14 protein-coding genes and 2 rRNA genes are annotated in these 16,830 nt (G+C 30.2%); 6 read left to right on the top strand and 10 right to left on the bottom strand.

The annotated features are described in order from the left end of the window. Positions 1-85: 85 nt before the first annotated feature. The 6 genes from coaE to P690_RS0100970 form a co-directional block, all read right to left on the bottom strand. Entirely contained in the window at positions 86-676 is a 591-nt protein-coding gene (gene coaE / locus P690_RS0100995; RefSeq protein ID WP_027121942.1) for a dephospho-CoA kinase, read from the bottom strand. Continuing rightward, a complete protein-coding gene (gene mutM, locus P690_RS0100990; protein WP_027121941.1) occupies positions 657-1,481 on the bottom strand; it encodes a DNA-formamidopyrimidine glycosylase in 825 nt (274 codons plus the stop codon). The genes coaE and mutM overlap by 20 nt, the downstream gene beginning before the upstream one ends. A gap of 10 nt (positions 1,482-1,491) precedes the next feature. Continuing rightward, positions 1,492-2,358, bottom strand: a complete 867-nt coding sequence (locus P690_RS0100985; RefSeq protein WP_027121940.1) for a 5'-3' exonuclease — start codon at positions 2,356-2,358, stop codon at positions 1,492-1,494. A 13-nt stretch (positions 2,359-2,371) separates the two neighbouring features. Further along, on the bottom strand, positions 2,372-5,443 hold the full coding sequence (locus tag P690_RS0100980) for a DNA polymerase III subunit alpha (protein WP_027121939.1): 3,072 nt from the start codon (positions 5,441-5,443) through the stop codon (positions 2,372-2,374). A gap of 3 nt (positions 5,444-5,446) precedes the next feature. Further along, positions 5,447-5,707: a hypothetical protein gene (locus tag P690_RS0100975; protein WP_036459483.1), complete on the bottom strand. Its 261-nt coding sequence runs from the start codon at positions 5,705-5,707 to the stop codon at positions 5,447-5,449. A gap of 133 nt (positions 5,708-5,840) precedes the next feature. Further along, complete coding sequence (locus P690_RS0100970; RefSeq protein WP_027121937.1) at positions 5,841-6,650, bottom strand: hypothetical protein; 810 nt, start codon at positions 6,648-6,650, stop codon at positions 5,841-5,843. 736 nt (positions 6,651-7,386) lie between these two features. Here P690_RS0100970 and P690_RS0100960 point away from each other — a divergent pair. From P690_RS0100960 to P690_RS0100935, 6 genes are read left to right on the top strand one after another with little or no spacing between them, the layout of a single operon-like run. Then, positions 7,387-9,219, top strand: coding sequence for an ABC transporter permease (locus P690_RS0100960; RefSeq protein ID WP_027121936.1), 1,833 nt, complete (start codon positions 7,387-7,389; stop codon positions 9,217-9,219). Continuing rightward, entirely contained in the window at positions 9,219-9,923 is a 705-nt protein-coding gene (locus P690_RS0100955; RefSeq protein WP_027121935.1) for an ABC transporter ATP-binding protein, read from the top strand. The genes P690_RS0100960 and P690_RS0100955 overlap by 1 nt, the downstream gene beginning before the upstream one ends. Beyond that, positions 9,901-10,914: an aromatic motif membrane protein gene (locus P690_RS0100950; RefSeq protein WP_027121934.1), complete on the top strand. Its 1,014-nt coding sequence runs from the start codon at positions 9,901-9,903 to the stop codon at positions 10,912-10,914. The genes P690_RS0100955 and P690_RS0100950 overlap by 23 nt, the downstream gene beginning before the upstream one ends. Further along, positions 10,898-11,911, top strand: a complete 1,014-nt coding sequence (locus P690_RS0100945; RefSeq protein ID WP_027121933.1) for an aromatic motif membrane protein — start codon at positions 10,898-10,900, stop codon at positions 11,909-11,911. The genes P690_RS0100950 and P690_RS0100945 overlap by 17 nt, the downstream gene beginning before the upstream one ends. Then, on the top strand, positions 11,901-12,782 hold the full coding sequence (locus P690_RS0100940) for an aromatic motif membrane protein (RefSeq protein WP_027121932.1): 882 nt from the start codon (positions 11,901-11,903) through the stop codon (positions 12,780-12,782). The genes P690_RS0100945 and P690_RS0100940 overlap by 11 nt, the downstream gene beginning before the upstream one ends. After that, positions 12,783-13,709, top strand: coding sequence for a hypothetical protein (locus P690_RS0100935; RefSeq protein ID WP_027121931.1), 927 nt, complete (start codon positions 12,783-12,785; stop codon positions 13,707-13,709). Positions 13,710-13,824: 115 nt separating this feature from the next. Here P690_RS0100935 and P690_RS0100930 read toward each other — a convergent pair whose 3' ends face one another. The 4 genes from P690_RS0100930 to P690_RS0100915 all read right to left on the bottom strand — a co-directional run. Next, positions 13,825-14,517, bottom strand: coding sequence for a hypothetical protein (locus P690_RS0100930; protein ID WP_036459481.1), 693 nt, complete (start codon positions 14,515-14,517; stop codon positions 13,825-13,827). Between the two features lie 320 nt (positions 14,518-14,837). Beyond that, positions 14,838-15,041 carry a hypothetical protein gene (locus P690_RS03940; protein WP_027121929.1) on the bottom strand — a complete coding sequence of 68 codons (204 nt, stop codon included), beginning with the start codon at positions 15,039-15,041 and terminating at the stop codon, positions 14,838-14,840. Positions 15,042-15,267: 226 nt separating this feature from the next. Beyond that, positions 15,268-15,372: ribosomal RNA gene (rrf, locus tag P690_RS0100920) — 5S ribosomal RNA — on the bottom strand. Between the two features lie 72 nt (positions 15,373-15,444). Then, positions 15,445-16,830 (bottom strand): 23S ribosomal RNA (locus P690_RS0100915); the annotation flags it as partial.

Here is a 16,830-nt window from a genome sequence, read left to right as displayed (position 1 = left end):
AACAATAAAAAATTATCCCCATTTTCGAGTCCGAAAATTAGGGATTTTTATAAAGTTTTCCCCAACTTGGGGATTATAATTCACATTAGCCAGAAATTTTTTCAAGGAATTTTTTTAATTCTTTGTAAGCATCGTTGATATCTCCATTGTTTTCAATGCAAATATCAGCTTTAAAATTCGTATTTTCTTTAATTGGATTTCATTTTTTTAAATCAAAATCCTTTAAATAAGCGAATTTCTGCATAATTGAGTCCTGGATGAGTTTATTATCACGCTTAACTAAAATGAAATAATCAAACAGATTTAAATATTTCTCTTGAGCGTTGTAAATAGCCGCTCCTTCTACCACAACTAAGCCATTATAATTAAGGTTGTTTAAGTGGTTTTTCACAATTTTTTCAGCAAAATTACTTAAAAGTTTAAGTTTCTCAGGATTTCCAAAAACTAATTGCCCTAATTTTTGACGAATTACTTGATTTTCATCAACATATTCAGACCCAAAATTATCTAAAACAAATTGGTAACCTTCCTTGCCTTTTTGATAATATTGATGAATTAATTGATCTAAAACAATCGTATAGTATCCATCTTGTTTTAGTTTATCAATTAGCATTGTTTTTCCTGATGAAGCTTTACCAGACAAACAAACTAGAATCTTACTTTTGGCATTTTTCACAATAATAAGTACCTCGGTTGTTTACCTTAGTTTTCTTAATAATAGAACCACAAACCTTGCATTGTTTATCTTTTTGTAAATGAACATTTAAATAATCTTGATATGAACCAGCATGACCTTCTTTAAACTGGTAAGAAAAGATCGTTGTTCCATTTAATTCAATTGCTTTTAATAAGACTTTTGTAGCATTCTTAGCAATTTCTTTAAACTGCTTATCAGTAATCTCACTAGCTTTTTTAGCAGGATTGATCTTTGATAAAAATAAGATCTCATCAGCATATATATTTCCAATTCCAGCAACCACAGATTGATCTAATATCACTGATTTGATTGCGCGTGAAGATTTTTGCGCATTATTTTTAAGATATTTTCAATCCCAGCCTTCTTGGGTTGGATCAATTGCTAATTTCTTTAAATAATCTTGATCTTGATAATCTAAAACACTATGAATATGGAATGTTCCAAATCTTCTCGTATCATGGTAGTGTAATTCAAAGTCATCCAAGATAAAACGAACCAACACATGACGTTGGTCATACTTGGCTTTAAATTGGTTAATCTTGTATTTACCTTCCATTCTTAAGTGCGAAACTAACACTTTGTTGTTTGACAAAATAAAAATGATGTATTTACCAATTCTTTTGATGTCAACAAAACGTTCGTTCAATAAGAACTTCTTAAATTTTTGCGCTGTTGAGTTTTTTAATACTTTAAGCGCACTAACAACAACATCATTAATTTTTTGATCAATGATCTTAGTTTTTAGATAATTAATGACTGTTTGGACTTCTGGTAATTCTGGCATAATCTTATTTTTAATCTAAATGGCTAATCTTATAGTATTCACAAAACGCAAAATAGTTTTGCGAATCCATTGGTTTTAGTTTAAAGTTTTCAATATCTTGATCATTTAAACAATCTGTTCTGATCGTTGCTAAATCTCTTGAAAGATAGCAATTATCCTTGTTCGCAATTAGTTTTTCTGAAACTGCTCGTTTAATTCGATCAAGATTATTATAGATATTATCAATATTTTGATAATCCTTGATTAATTGTACTGCAGTTTTTTGACCAATCCCCTTAACGCCTGGGATATTGTCTGAACTATCACCTACAAGAGCTTTGTATTGGATCACATCCAAAGGTTTTAAATCATGAAAATATTCTTTGAAATTATCAATATCAATTTGGTTAAATACACTTACTCCTTTAACAAATTGATATACGACATTATATTGATTAACTAATTGAAAGATATCTTGGTCTGATGTGTAAATATGGCAATTGATTTCATGCTTGTTAGCAAGTGCACTAAACGAGCCAACCAAATCATCTGCTTCAATTCCTGGTGATGATAAAACATTTAGACCTAAAAATTTCAAACCATCTTGTAGCGCAACTAATTGTTCAATTAATCCTTCTGCTGGTTTTTTTCTGGTTGCTTTATAACCTTCATAAACTTTTGCGCGATCAGTTTTTTCTTTTGAATCAAAAGCTACTAGCGCATAATCAAATTTTTGGGAATTAAGAATCTTGTCAATCATCATCAAACTTGTCTTAATTCCGTTGTTTGGTCGAATATTATGTTCGATCGCATAATTATACATTCCAAGTGTTGCATAAAATGCGCGAAAAACTAAGGAATTGCCGTCGATTATTAGCGCTTTTTTTGAGTTGTTCATATCTTTTATCTATTTACTTAAGTACGTCTAATAGATCTAAAATCGTATACGAATCATGTCCTCGGAATAGATCGTGTTCTAAGCGAATTAAAAGCTTAACATCTTGATTAATAAAGTTAGATAAATAATCACTTAATTTTTTAATTCTCACCTTAGCATTAATCTCATATGCACCATCAAATAAAGTGAATCTTCAGATCTTATTTTTTAGTTCAACCTTTTTAACTTGAACTAAGATCGTACACACTTCTTTTTGTAGTGATCCTTTTAATTGCTTAATCGTTTTTAGATCTTTAATTTGTTTTTCTAAAAAAGCAATTTCTTTTTTAAAGATATTTGGTTTATATATCTTCTTTTTAATTGCTTCGAATGAAACCTTTAATAACGAATCCGCTAACTCATTTTTGGCTATCACTTCATCTTTAGATAAAGCGATAAATAATTCTGGTTGTTCTTTTGTTAAAAAGAACAAACTTGAATTAATAATTTCTTTTTTCTCTTCATCTGAAATCAAATCATCATCATTTTTAAAACCAACATTATTATCAAAATAAGACTTAACTAAAGCACTCATTGCTTTCTTAGATAAATCTAATTTGAACTGATCAAAAGCACCCGCGTTAATTAATTTTTCAAATAAACTTTTGGTGATGCCGTTTTTTGCTAAATTAATTAAACAATCAGCAAAAGTTTCAAATTGTTGATTATTTCGCGCTTGAACGATCTTATTAGCATTTTCATTACCAAGACCATTAATCATATTAAAACCTAAAATAATCTTTTGGTTATCATGACTTAAACTAAATGATCAATCTGATTGATTGATATTAGGTTTAATTATTCCAATATTACGTTCGATAATCTCAATGAAATAATCGGTCAATTTAACTTTAGAGTCGATATTATTCTTTAATAAGATAAGATAAAACTCTTTAGGGTAATTGGCTTTTAAATAAGCCATCTGATAAGCTAGAAAAGCATATGATAACGAATGCGAATGGTTAAAACCATAATCAGCAAACTTATGTAAGTATTCAAAGATTTCTAGCGCTTTTTGTTCAGAGTAATTGTTCTTGATTGCTTGTTGGATGAAAACTTTTTTATCTTTTAATAACAAAGCTTCATCCTTTTTAGAGATCGCTCTTCTAAATGAATCAGCTTGTGCAGCACTAAAATTAGCAACCACCATTGCTGTGTTGATAACTTGTTCTTGATAGATGATAATTCCGTGTGTTGGTTTTAAAATATCCACAAGATCTTCGCTTAAATAGTCAAAATCATTATTTGAGAATCTGCGCTTAGCATACTCATCGATATTGTCTTGTGGACCTGGTCGATAAAGCGCTGAGATAATTGAAATATCTTCTAAGGTTTCTGGTAATACCTTTTTAAGTACGTTTTGCATTCCTAATGATTCTAATTGGAAAACGCCTTTAGTGTAAGCTTTTTTTAATAAATTAAAGGTGTTTTTATCATTTAAAGGAACATTGTTTATATCAAAACTACGATCGTAGTTTAGTTTAACTAAACTGTTGATCTCATCAATAATCGTTAAGGTTTTAAGTCCTAATAAATCGATCTTCATTAACCCAAATTGTTCAAGATATTCCATTGAAAATTGGGAAACCGAACGATTATTTAGGTATTGTAATGGGATCGTTTCATTAAGAGGCTCATTACCACAAACGACACCAGCAGCATGTAAACCTGTTTGTCTTGGAATATTAAAGATTGTTTGTGCAAGATCAAAGATCTTAGCAATCATATAACAACTTACTGTTCCCGAACGCTTACATTTCCTTTGTTCAAGATCACACTCACTACAATTAAGCACTTTTTTCAGTGCTGCTGCATTCTGATTTTTATCTCAATCAGCAATCTCATCATAAGAAACAAAACGAATGACTTCATCTGTTTCACTTGTTCTAAGATCTAAAATCCGGCAAACATCTCTGATCGCATTTTTAACCTTGATTCGTTGAAATGTAATGATGTGCGCAACTTTATCTTTAGAATATTTGCTAAATAGATAATCAACAACTTCTTCACGGCGTGAATCCATGATATCAACATCGATATCAGGCATACTTTTACGCTCAGGGTTTAAGAACCGTTCAAAGATCAATCCGTAAGTAATTGGATTAATCGTAGTGATATTTAAAAGATAAGAGATAAACGATCCCGCAGCCGAACCTCTTCCAGGACCAATTACAATCCCTTGTTTTTTAGCGTGATTAATAAAATCATAAACAAACAAGAAGTAATCACTGAAATTCAGTTTTTTAATGATCTCTAATTCGTAGATTAAACGTTTCTGATCGGCTGGTTTTACCAATCTTTGCTCTAATAACTGATTAAATGCATTCTTGCAAAGCTCAACCAAATATTGATTACTACCAAAACCTTTAGGTGCGTCGTATTTGATAATTGAATTCTTTTTTAAATTATCAAGATCTCAATTTGAACATTGCTGAACTAAGTCTTCTAACTTATCTAGTTGTTTTTTAGAGAACTGTTTTTTAGCTTGCTCAGTAGATAAAAAACAGCTTGCAGACACAACATCAGAGTTGTATAACTCATTAATCTCAAACTTAGATTTTTTGCCAGCTTGCTTCATGCTAACTGCGTTGATCACATTCAAACCAACTTTTTTATCTAAATCATAACAATTAACAAAGTTAAAGGCTAAATCTTTTTGATCTATACAGTTATCATGATCTCCTTTAAAATTACCTGATTTAACGATGACAAAAAGATTATCGTCTAAATATTCATGAAGATTAAATTCTTGATTACTTGAAGCAAAACTGCTAATCTTAATCAGCTTAATATATCCATCATTGTTTTTAGCGATTAAGACTAATTCAGAATTTGTATGATAATCAAAAATTTCTAATCCGATGATGGGGATTAGATGATTTTTTTTAGCTAAATTATAGAACTCAACAGCGCCATATAAAACATTGAAATCAGTTAAACAAACGTGTGTTTGTTTATTTTTAATGGCGAAATCAATAATCTCACTAATGCTTAAATTAGTACTTAATAACGAATAGTAAGATCGCGTATTTAAATTGACAAACATCTACTATTTACGTTCGTTCAATTTAGCCAATTGCTTTTGTAATTCTTTGATTTCTTGTTTAAGTTCTTTACGAGCTTGCTTATCCGTTGAATTCTCTAACTCAGCTGTTAGGTTAATAATTTTTTCTTGTAATTCAATCTTAAGAAGCTTGTCTTCCATGTTAAAAACTTTGGTGTCTTCTAACTTAACACGTTCGAACTTCTCTAGATCTTTAGAAGATGTATTAAAACGGATAGTTTTGCTTTTTTTATTATTAGAATCCATCAATAGCCTCACAGGTTTTTATAGTCTAATGAAATTATAACAAATATATTTTTTAAATATAAGCTAGAAAACTTTTATGAATAAGTTTTAAAAAATATCTATTTTTTTTTAATTTTTAAATAACTAATAATTATTAACTTTTATTGTTATTGCCAACTTTAAACATCATGTCGATAGAATTAAATCTATAGCTGTTAAATGGTGAATCTTGGTCGCCATCTTTTGGTTGTTGTTTAACAACCACAACACCACCATAGAATTTACTTTGAGATGCATCAACACTTACCAATAAATGACCTCATTCATTTTGTGAGCTTGTGAAATCTGATGAATCACGATATTTTTCAAATCCTCTTCTTTCACCCATAATTGCTTTAAAGAAGATTGATGAGGCAAAATCAGCTGGGAAACCAAGCGTTTTAGGAGCTTCAACTGGAGCGTTGTACAACCCATAGTAGTTTTCAGTGTAGAATCAACCACGAGATTGAGCAAATTTTCTAGTTTCAATATTATAGCTGTGGCCAGATAAACCATGACCATTTATAGTTATTCTTTGTCTAATGAAATGACCCTTAACAACAGCTAAAATAGCTTGTAACATTAGTTGTGCTTTTTCTCTTTCGGTTAACACTGTTGATAGATCAGTTAATGTTGGAATACTTAATTTAGCTCTTACTGCGTTATATTTAGCTACTTGAGATTTTGTATAGAAATCAGAAAAAGTAATCAGTGGTTTTAACGTTGGAATATCAGCATCATCTAAAGTTACTTGAGCCAATTTTTCAGGATCAAATTCCCCTCTACCCTCTCTTATTTCATCAGCAAACTTATTTCAATATTTATTGATAACAGCCATAGTTTGTTGATTACTAAATATTGAATCGTAGTAACTGTTTGGATCTTTACCTTTATAAACTACTGCATAAGTACTTGAAGGATACACATCAGCAGCGGTTTTAAAAGTATCAATGTATTGAGGTCTTGTATCTAAATCTGCATCAGTGTATTTTAAACCGTCAAGTTTTGGTAATCTAGCTCACTTTGCTTTTGCATCTTCAACTCGTTTACCATCATAAAACCTCTTGTTAGTAGATATTATTCCTAAGTCGATATATACGTATGTATATTCTTCTTTAATATATATATATCATTTCCAATATTTGTCAATTTATTTTGCCATAAAATGCTTTAAGTAATGTGCTTATACTTTAGTTTTTTTACTTAAAAATCAACCTATTTAAAAGGATTAACATAAAAAATAAAACTAAAATAATTTTTATTGAAAGTAGCATTAGCTTTTAAATATTCGCAAAAAACAACGCAAAAAAATAATTTATAAAAAACACACAAAACCTAAGCATGAAGACCAACTAACTTGAATGCAAATTGTAGCAACAACAAATCAGAACCAAAAACACCTTTGTTGATTTACTTACTTAGTTAAGTAAAAAGTTAATTAAAAACTTATCCAATTAATAAATTAATATATAATATAAAAAAGTTAATCCTATACCCCTAAGCCCGAATAAAAATTTTTTGTGAGGGTTAATAAAATCCAATTTTTTTAATTTGGATTTATTTAGATAATAGTTTGGTAGTTAAAACCACTAAACTATTAATCGTTTAAAACAAACGCAATCGTTGATTATTGCGCTTATTATTATCATTTAGTAGTTAATATGAAATCAGTAAAAAGTTATGTATATTTTTTACATAAAATTGTCTTAAAAAAGAAAAGCAGTTACGTCTTACCAATTGTCTTTTTTGCTTTAGCAATTATCTTTAGCATTACATTATCAGTAGTTTCGATTCCAGATCGTTTTAAGAACTTTATTATTTATGCAATTATCTTTGCTGAAATGGTTCTAACAATCTTTTATGCGGGTTTAAAAGCATTAAATGTTTATAAAGATTTAGAAGAAGAAGGATTAGAATTACTTACATATAGTAAACCGATTAACCGAAGGGATATTTTTATTGCTAAATTTATCGTTTTTATTATTTTTGATTGTTATTGAGCAATATTAATGATGGTTAGCAATCTAATTCTAGCTTTAAATCTAAAGCAAACAAACTTAACACTGATTGTGTTACTTTCATTTACAGTTTTCTTTTTTGCTTTTTTAATCTTTGGGTTATTTGCTTCAATCATTGGTTATAAGTTCAATGGCAAGATTGCTTTAGCAATCCCATTAACAATCATCTCACCTTTAATTATTGGTGGTAGTATTGTAAGCTCACAATCTACTTCATCAGCAAACAATTTAGCTTTCTATCTTAATACCGAAAGATTATTACAACCAGCTGGAAATGAAGCTAATGTCGAAACATTTTATCTAAACAATAATCAGGATAACTTTTATATCTTGCCAAATGGTTATGACGAACCAACGTTTAGTGAAAAACAAACCGAATATCTAAGAACTGCTTATAATTTAGTAAAAAACTCATCTACTGAATGACAGATATATTCTTGACTAGTTACTCCTTATCAAATGATTGATATTTTTAACTTCAAAAACCAAAATATTTTTAATACATTTGCAAATAACTATACTACTAATTTAGATAACTACCTATATTACAACAATCTGGATGCGCTAACATATTCTTATCAATTAAATGAGAATAATGTTTTACCAAGATATTTAGTTAATATGGGCGATGATAAAACACCTAATTATCAAGACGTTTATTTAGTTCCAGGAGCTTTAAAAAATAATTTAAATCCAAGTTTAGACGAACTAAATAACACTAAAATTATCTACGCTCGACAAGATGCTGATAATTTTGATATCACTTTTCCTGAAGATGAATTTAACAATACTAATGCTAATGATATTGTCGGCAAATTGAACTGGACTTATATTAAAGAATTACTAGACTCAAAAGTCTTTAATGCTTATGCTAAACAATTTATTAGTAATTTAATGAAGTTAGATGATTATATAAACGGAGATCCAAGCGATTTAACTTATTATCACAATCTTCTTATAAATAAGATTCAAAACGAGATAAGTGATGAACAATCTAAATTTAACAATTTAGATGATAATATAACTGTTTTAGAAGATTCATCAATTACCAACAAAACAATTAAATCTAATATTGAAAGACAGATCTATCTAACTGTTGCTTTAGTTTATTACATTTACTTTAATCAAAATAACGATCTATTAACGACTGCTTTATTATTTAATAACAAGCTAGATGATAATTCAAACAACTTTACGCCAAAACAATTAAGTTTTAATTATGGTGCTTATACTTACCATATTGGTGGGTATGCAAATTACTCAACTAAGCAAGAAGTTCAAAATAATAAAGTTATCATTCGTTACGACTTAAAGCAATCTAACAATTTTGTTTTTCAACCAGTGACAGAAATTATGCAAATGGCGCGTAATAAAGAGATTATTAATAAATACTCATTCATTTTACTATGAGCTGTGATTGCATCATTATTTGTAGTAGCAAACAATATCTTATACATTAGAAAGGATTACAAATAATGTATATCTTGGAAGTTAAACATTTAAATAAAATATATCAAGATAAGAAAAACTCTAGAGGAGTTTTTGATTTAAATTTTACCGTTGAAAAAGGGGCATTTCACGCTTTTATTGGTGAAAATGGTGCAGGAAAAACTACAACAATTAAATCAATTATTGGTTCATATCGTCGATATGAAGGTGAGATCTTAATTAATGGCATTTCCTCACGAGAAGCCGCTTCTAAAGCTAAGTTAGGTTATGTGCCTGAAAATGCAATTTTTCCAAAAGAACTAACAACATGACAATATTTGTTTTCTTTGGCTAAATTAAGTGGTCTAAGTTCAACTCAAGCTAAAACTAAAATTAATGAATTATTGGAAAAATTTGATATTATCGATTTAGTAAATTTAAAACCATATTCTTTTTCATCTGGGCAAAAGAAAAAAGTATTATTAATGCAAGCATTAATTAACGATCCTGAATTAATTATTTTGGACGAACCAGCAGCTAACTTAGACCCCACCGCTAGATATCAATTATTTAAATTATTAAGCCAATTACATAACGAAGGTAAGACGATATTTATCTCTTCACACGTTCTTAGTGAAATTGATAAATACGTTGATTCTTACACTTTAATTCATAAGGGTAAAATAGTTTCATCGGGTAAGAAGGAAAAATCATTAGAAAGCATTTTTTATGAAGAAGTCATTAATAAATAAAATAGTTGTTTTTATCGCTAGTTTTAGTATTTTTCCTGGCTTACTTTTATCAAGTTGTGTTAATGAAAAAAAGCCAAAAGATCAAAGTGAAGTAACTATTAAACTAAAACAAAAACAACCCTTAATAGCAAATGAAATGTTTGTTGAAAATTATTTGAATCAAATTCAACCTGATAAGAAATTAGCTGATCTATACAAAATAACTCAATTAACTATCCCCAATGCTTTTTATGATGAATTAAAAGCAGCATTAATCACAGCTAGTCCTTCAAACATTAACGTCTTATCAAAATCGGGTTCAGAAAACTCATTACAAGTAACTAACTCAATTAATGCAATCAAAAACACATTAACTAAAAACTGATTTTGATACTTGTGAAATATTAATCAAAACATATACGTTTTAAATTACTTTAACGATGATTACACTGACATCAAAGGTAATGAAGAAACGCCAGATAATCCAAAGAACACCAAAAGTCTTTTTGACTACGTTCAAGAAAAATATAAATCGTATGCTTATAACTTAAAAAACTTAACTTTTGAAGGGATTAAAACATTTGAGTTATCAAACCAAAAACATGATGTTTATACGGTAAAAACAGCTAATTATTTAAAATTAGGAACAGATGCTTTCATCGTGTTTTTTAGATACAAACAAGATAATAAAGAAGAGATTTTATTTACTCCAGATGTTTTTGTTAAAAATGTTGAAAATTTAGATCTGGATGCTTTAATTAATGCTTTTAATACAAGTTTTATTTCTGCTTACGAAAATGTAATTAAACAAATAACTAATTATTACACTGTGTTAGAAGAAGAAAATCCTGAAGATCTAGCTTACAAGCAACATGCTGATAACGTTCTTTTAAGCTTATACACAAGAAACAATTACGCAAGCATTTTTAATAGGGCTTTAGATCTAGTAAACAACGATCAATTAAAACTTTTAAGGTATACGTGAGGAGAAATCAATGAAATTAAAAACTAAATTAACCAGCTTATCTTTAGTTATTCCGTTTGCTTTTAGCGCTACTTCATGTGCTGATTATGACCAAAAATCAAAATTAAGTTCACATATTGATCACAGTAAGGATATTTCTTTAAGAACAACAAGTAAAGAAGAATTAGTTCATAAGAATATTATTGATACTTTGCTTAATTTAATCTATAAAAATACCCCTGAAGCTCAAAATGCTAAAGAAGTTTATATTCATCAACAAGAAACGAATGCTGATAATATAAAAGCGCAATTTAAACAAATTGAAGAAAAGTTTAATAAACAATTCAAAATTTTAGAAATAACTCAGTGAGAAGAAGAGTTAAAACAAAAACGTGAGGAATTAATTTTTGCCGGATTTAACCCTGAAAAAGCTGCTGAAATAAGAGCAAGAATTCAAGAACTTCAGGGCTTAATTGCTAGTGCTAAAAACGATGATAATCCAATTGATTTTTTCGTTCAATATAAAGATTTTGTTTCAAGAAATTGATTTTTTATTCTTAACAACTTAAATATCTTTGATTGAAACTTTATAACCTGAGCGCTTAATCCTTATGATCCTGAATCAAAAGAGATCTTAGTATCTGAACAATATCAAAACAGAGTTAAAAGATTAAGACCATTTAATAGTTTGAATTTTATCAACACTTATTTAGATGATATTAAACTTGGTGATGAAAGTCCTGAAATTGGTGATAATGAAGTTTATTATCTTAAAAAAGATAAACTAGTCTTTAGATTTTTAATTCGTACCGTTTCAGCACCTGTTAGTGGAGCTGTTCTAAGTTATTTACCAATATATTTTGGAGCTTCAAGAGCAAAAAACATTTCATTAAATTTAATTTCGTCAGTTATTCATAGCGGATTTATTCACGGTTATGAGACAGGATTGCAACAATACGAAGTTGATATGCCAATAAAACAAAGATATGGCTATCCGGCTTTTGTTTTTAATTTTTTAAAGAAGGATAAAACTAATGAAAATTAAAAAAGCTTTTTCAAAATTTATTATCAGCTCAGCTTTTGTTAGCCTTGCTTTAGTCACAATTCCATCTTATGGTATTAAAAGTCAAGTTGTGAGTCAAAACTTAGATCAAATTAACTTAACTCCTGATCTTGATTTAAAATGAAGAAATTTTTTAAATCAAACCGCTATTACTAATATTTTGGATGAAATGTTTGGTGATAACAATCAAGCAAAAGATGAATACATTAAAAGTCAATTTGATCTGATCAATTCACCATACAAAATTAAATTAAAATCTGCGCTTAAATATGCAAATTTAATTACAAGACCACCAACTGCTGAATTCAATTTTTTAAGTGGTATTTCATACCCTTATCCAATCAAACAAGCTATTGAGGTTATCGATGAAGCACAAAACCAAAATTGGTTATGATATCTTTACAATTTAACTAATTTAGTTTTTATGCAAAAATCTAATTTTACCAGACAAAACAATGAATCTGCTGCAGCTTTTGCGATTCGTGATAACGAAAACAAACTACTTTACAGTAATTTTGTAACTTTAAAAAGCAACATTTTTATCCAAGAAGTTAAACAAGTTGATTCAGATAATAATGTTACTTTTTATCTATTAAATAAGGATGGTTATATTTTACAAATCCAAATACGTAAAGATCCAGAAGAATCAACTAGAGATATTATATTTGGATATATTAAAACATATCCAAGATTATTAGAGACTAATCAAATTAACGAGATTTTTAATTTAAATAAATATGTAAACTTATATGCTTCATTTGGTTTAAGTTCTAATAATCGAACTGCTGAGGTTTTATATAAAGACTTTTATGGAGGAATCTTATTGCAATACACTGCAGTAGATATTAATTAAATGAAAAAGATATTTAAACTATTAAATTTAGGTTTGTTAACCGCTTTATTACCTACGGCTGTAGTATCTTGTACTAATGACAATAGTTCTGAAAAAGTTAAGATGAAAATTGATGATAAAGTGTCTTATAGTCCGTTACCTAGATTATTTTTCCCTAAAGCTGAGTATGTTGATGATTTACAAGCTGCTTTGGCTGAATATGATTTAAGTTTTTCTTATGAACAAAAAGAAAATGTTGAAAAATTTGATCTTGAAAGGTTTAATCAATTAGACAGCCAGTTAACTAAAAATGCGAACGAAATCTATCGATTGCAAAAACAAATTGCTGACACATCAATATCAGCTGAAGTTAAATTAGAAAAACATCAAAAAATTTTAGCTTTGTTTGATAAAAACTCAGCTTTATTAAGTGCTAATATTATGGCTTTCTTTAAGTATATTTATAATTTCAGAATGAATTTTTATGATTATGCTTTATTAACAGATCCATTTAAAAATAACTCAGAAAACCACTCAGGTCGTTATCTACATTTTGCACTAAACGTTAACAACGAATTTGCTAATGATAATCCTACAGCTCATATCCATTTTAGATACAACCGCAGCATCACTCGCGTAAACATTGTTGGTACTGATCTAGAGACTTCTATGTTGGTTGACTCAGAATTAAAAGAAGGATACAGAGTTATGTATGTATCTTTATCAAATGTTATCTTCAAACTTTATGTTTCAACTGATAACAAAATTTCTATAGATTCAAAAGCGATTTTTTTCTCGGGTGCTGTTGGAAATATTGACCCACAAGAAACATTGGATGCTATGGAAAAAAATCCCGAAAAATTAACTCATTTTGACATTGGAAATTTTGAAAACAATTTTACCGCGCTTCCATATGTTCAATACCCACAAATTAACTTAATTTTCTAAGCAATTCATTTCATATAAATAACCAAAATAATCGGTTAAAATTAATAAAATGAACATGCATACTGCTAAAAACAATTTGCATGTTCATTTTATTTTGTATTAAATTTGGTTCTATTTAATTATCCTCGTAACCAAAATAATCAATTGTTAATGGTGTAGATGATTTGTTAACGATCTTAATTGTATGTTGATCATAACTAGCAAATCTATTTACAAACAACTTCACACCATTCATTGTGTAGGTTGATGAAATCTTATAGTTTTGTTTAATTAATTTTCCATCTTCATAAATATCTACAATGACTGGTTGACTAGACGTGTTGCCATAAAGAACAAACGCTTTCATCTTTTTAGAAAATTCAAGATAATCATTAACTTTATCAGTAGTTAGTGAGCTGCCCTTTACTAATGAAGTGTTATTATCTTCAACTATTCAAGAACCATAGTAATTAGCGCTATCATTGATTGCACCTAAATATTTATTAACTACTTGGATTGTATCTGTGTAATTTTCTCTTAAAAAATTGAAGGTCTTTTCACCTAACTTAATCTTAGCTACTTCACCTGGTACAACATAAACACCGGTCATTACCGAACCAACTCTTCTGGTGTTAATCTTTATTTCTTGTTCTACTGCTAATGTATCAGCTGTTGGCATTGTTTGATACCAAGACATAGCTGAAGGATGTTTCATTAGACTGTTAGCTTTAATTTGTTCTTTAATTCAATCGGCATTACTAAATCTAACGTTTTCATTTCCACCTGTATATTTTGGAAGCACAGTTTCATTAAACACAGCATTAGACATATTTAATTCACTGCCATCAGCCAATTTTAAAAAGGCGTTTCTACCAGTTTCGTAATTATAGTCCCAAATTGGATATCTAAAACCTTGACTACCATAAGTATTTAATAACTCAGTTTCATAGTTATTATTATTAACCTTATTAGCACGTGAATAAAAGCGTTTAGTTTTTGCTGATTCATCAACGAAATAAACATTATCTGTGCTTGATGTTTTATATCAAGGTTGATCACTAACGTATTTTAATTCGATTGGTTTTACTTCTTTTGGAGTGATTGTTTGATCCTCATCACCAGTACAAATTCCACCATTATTAACGTTATTTAAATCATTAGGATTAACTGGTTCATTTTTTCATCTGGAATAACTGGTTTTGGATCAGGAGTAGGATCTATATTTGGATTTGCACTACTACTTTTCTTAACAATTCCAATTAACGAGCAACCATTTAATACTGAACCAAAAATCATACTAGCAGGAATCCCTGCAAAAATTAAGATTTTTTTAATTTGTTTAGTTTTACGCATTAAATATTGCTTCAAAATTCTTCTTAAAATCGATTTAAGAAGCGCTATAATCATTTTTAATTTAACTTTTAATTATAAACATAAATTAATGATTTTGGCAAGTTATATTAAATAAAAATAAGTAAAATAAATATTATTTATTTTCAAAATCACCATTCATACCTGTTTACTTATTAGTGAAAATAAAAAATAACACCAGTTTGAATCTGGTGTTATTATTTTGTTTGCGTGATATTTTCCTATTCTTGCTTGCGCTACCTTCGGCTCCATGATGCTTAACTTCTGGGTTCGGAATGGGACCAGGTGTTTCCATCACGATATCGATATCACACACACCATTGCTCTTTGAAAAACTAAATACAACAAATCATTTTAGATAAAAAACAACTAATGTTTTTTGATCAAATCTAAGTCCTCGAATTATTAGTACTAATCAGCTAAATACCTCGCGGCACTTACACCTTTAGCCTATCAACGTCGTAGTCTACAACGATTCTTACTCCATTGCTGGAAGGGAAGATTATTCTTAAAGTCGGTTTCACACTTAGATGCTTTCAGCGTTTATCCGTTCGACACGTTGCTACCCAGCGGTGCAGTTGGCACTACAACTGGAGCACAAGAGGTGTCTTCACTCCGGTCCTCTCGTACTAAGAGTAAATCTTTTCAATCTTCCTGCGGGCACAATAGATAGGGACCAACCTGTCTCGCGACGGTTTGAACCCAACTCACGTATCTCTTTAATCGGCGAACAGCCGAACCCTTCGAACCTGCTTCAGCTCGAGGATGAGATGAGTCGACATCGAGGTGCCAAACACTGCCGTCGATGTGAACTCTTGGGCAGTATCAGCCTGTTATCCCCAGAGTAGCTTTTATCCGTTGAGCGATGGCCATTCCATACTGAACCACCGGATCACTATGACCTAATTTCTTACCTGTTCGACCTGTTAGTCTCACAGTCAAGCACCCTTATACCATTACACTCTTAACACGATTTCCAACCGTGCTGAGGGTACCTTTGCACGCCTCCGTTACCTTTTGGGAGGCGACCGCCCCAGTCAAACTGCCCGCCTAACACTGTCCTATTGCTGGATAACAGCAACTAGTTAGAGAAGAATGTAAACAAAGGTGGTATTCCACTGGTGACTCCACAACTCCTAGCGAAGTTGCTTCAAAGTCTCCCACCTATTCTCTATATGTCTAAACTCTGCCCAATATTAAGTTACAGTAAAGCTTCATGGGGTCTTTCCGTCCCGTTGCGCCTAACGGGTGTCTTCACCCGTACCTGGATTTCACCGAGTCTATAGCCGAGACAGTCAAGAGATGGTTACACCATTCAAGCGGGACGGAATTTACCCGACAAGGAATTTCGCTACCTTAGGACCGTTATAGTTACGGCCGCCGTTCACTGGGGCTTCAGTCGGGAGCTTCGATTGCTCTAACACCCTTCTTTAACCTTCCAGCACTGGGCAGGTGTCACCCCATATACATCATCTTGCGATTTAGCATAGAGCTGTGTTTTAGTTAAACAGTCCCCCCTCGTTCTTCACTGCGGCTCAACTTTTACATTGAGCATCCCTTCTCGCGAACTTACGGGATGAATTTGCAGAGTTCCTTAGCTATAGTTCACTCGCTAACCTTAGGATCTTCTCCTTGACCACGTGTGTTCGTTCTCGGTACTGGAAACAAATAGTTAACCCTAGAAGCTTTTCTTGGAAGCGTGATATATGCATCTTCGCTACTTGCAAAGCGTTCGCTCGTATTCATAAGTTGTCCTTAAAAAGGGCGGATT

The sequence above is a fragment of the Mycoplasma imitans ATCC 51306 genome (assembly GCF_000518305.1).
GTDB classification, from domain to species: Bacteria; Bacillota_I; Bacilli_A; order Mycoplasmatales; family Mycoplasmoidaceae; genus Mycoplasmoides; species Mycoplasmoides imitans.
This window is presented reverse-complemented; position numbering and strand designations above follow the sequence as displayed.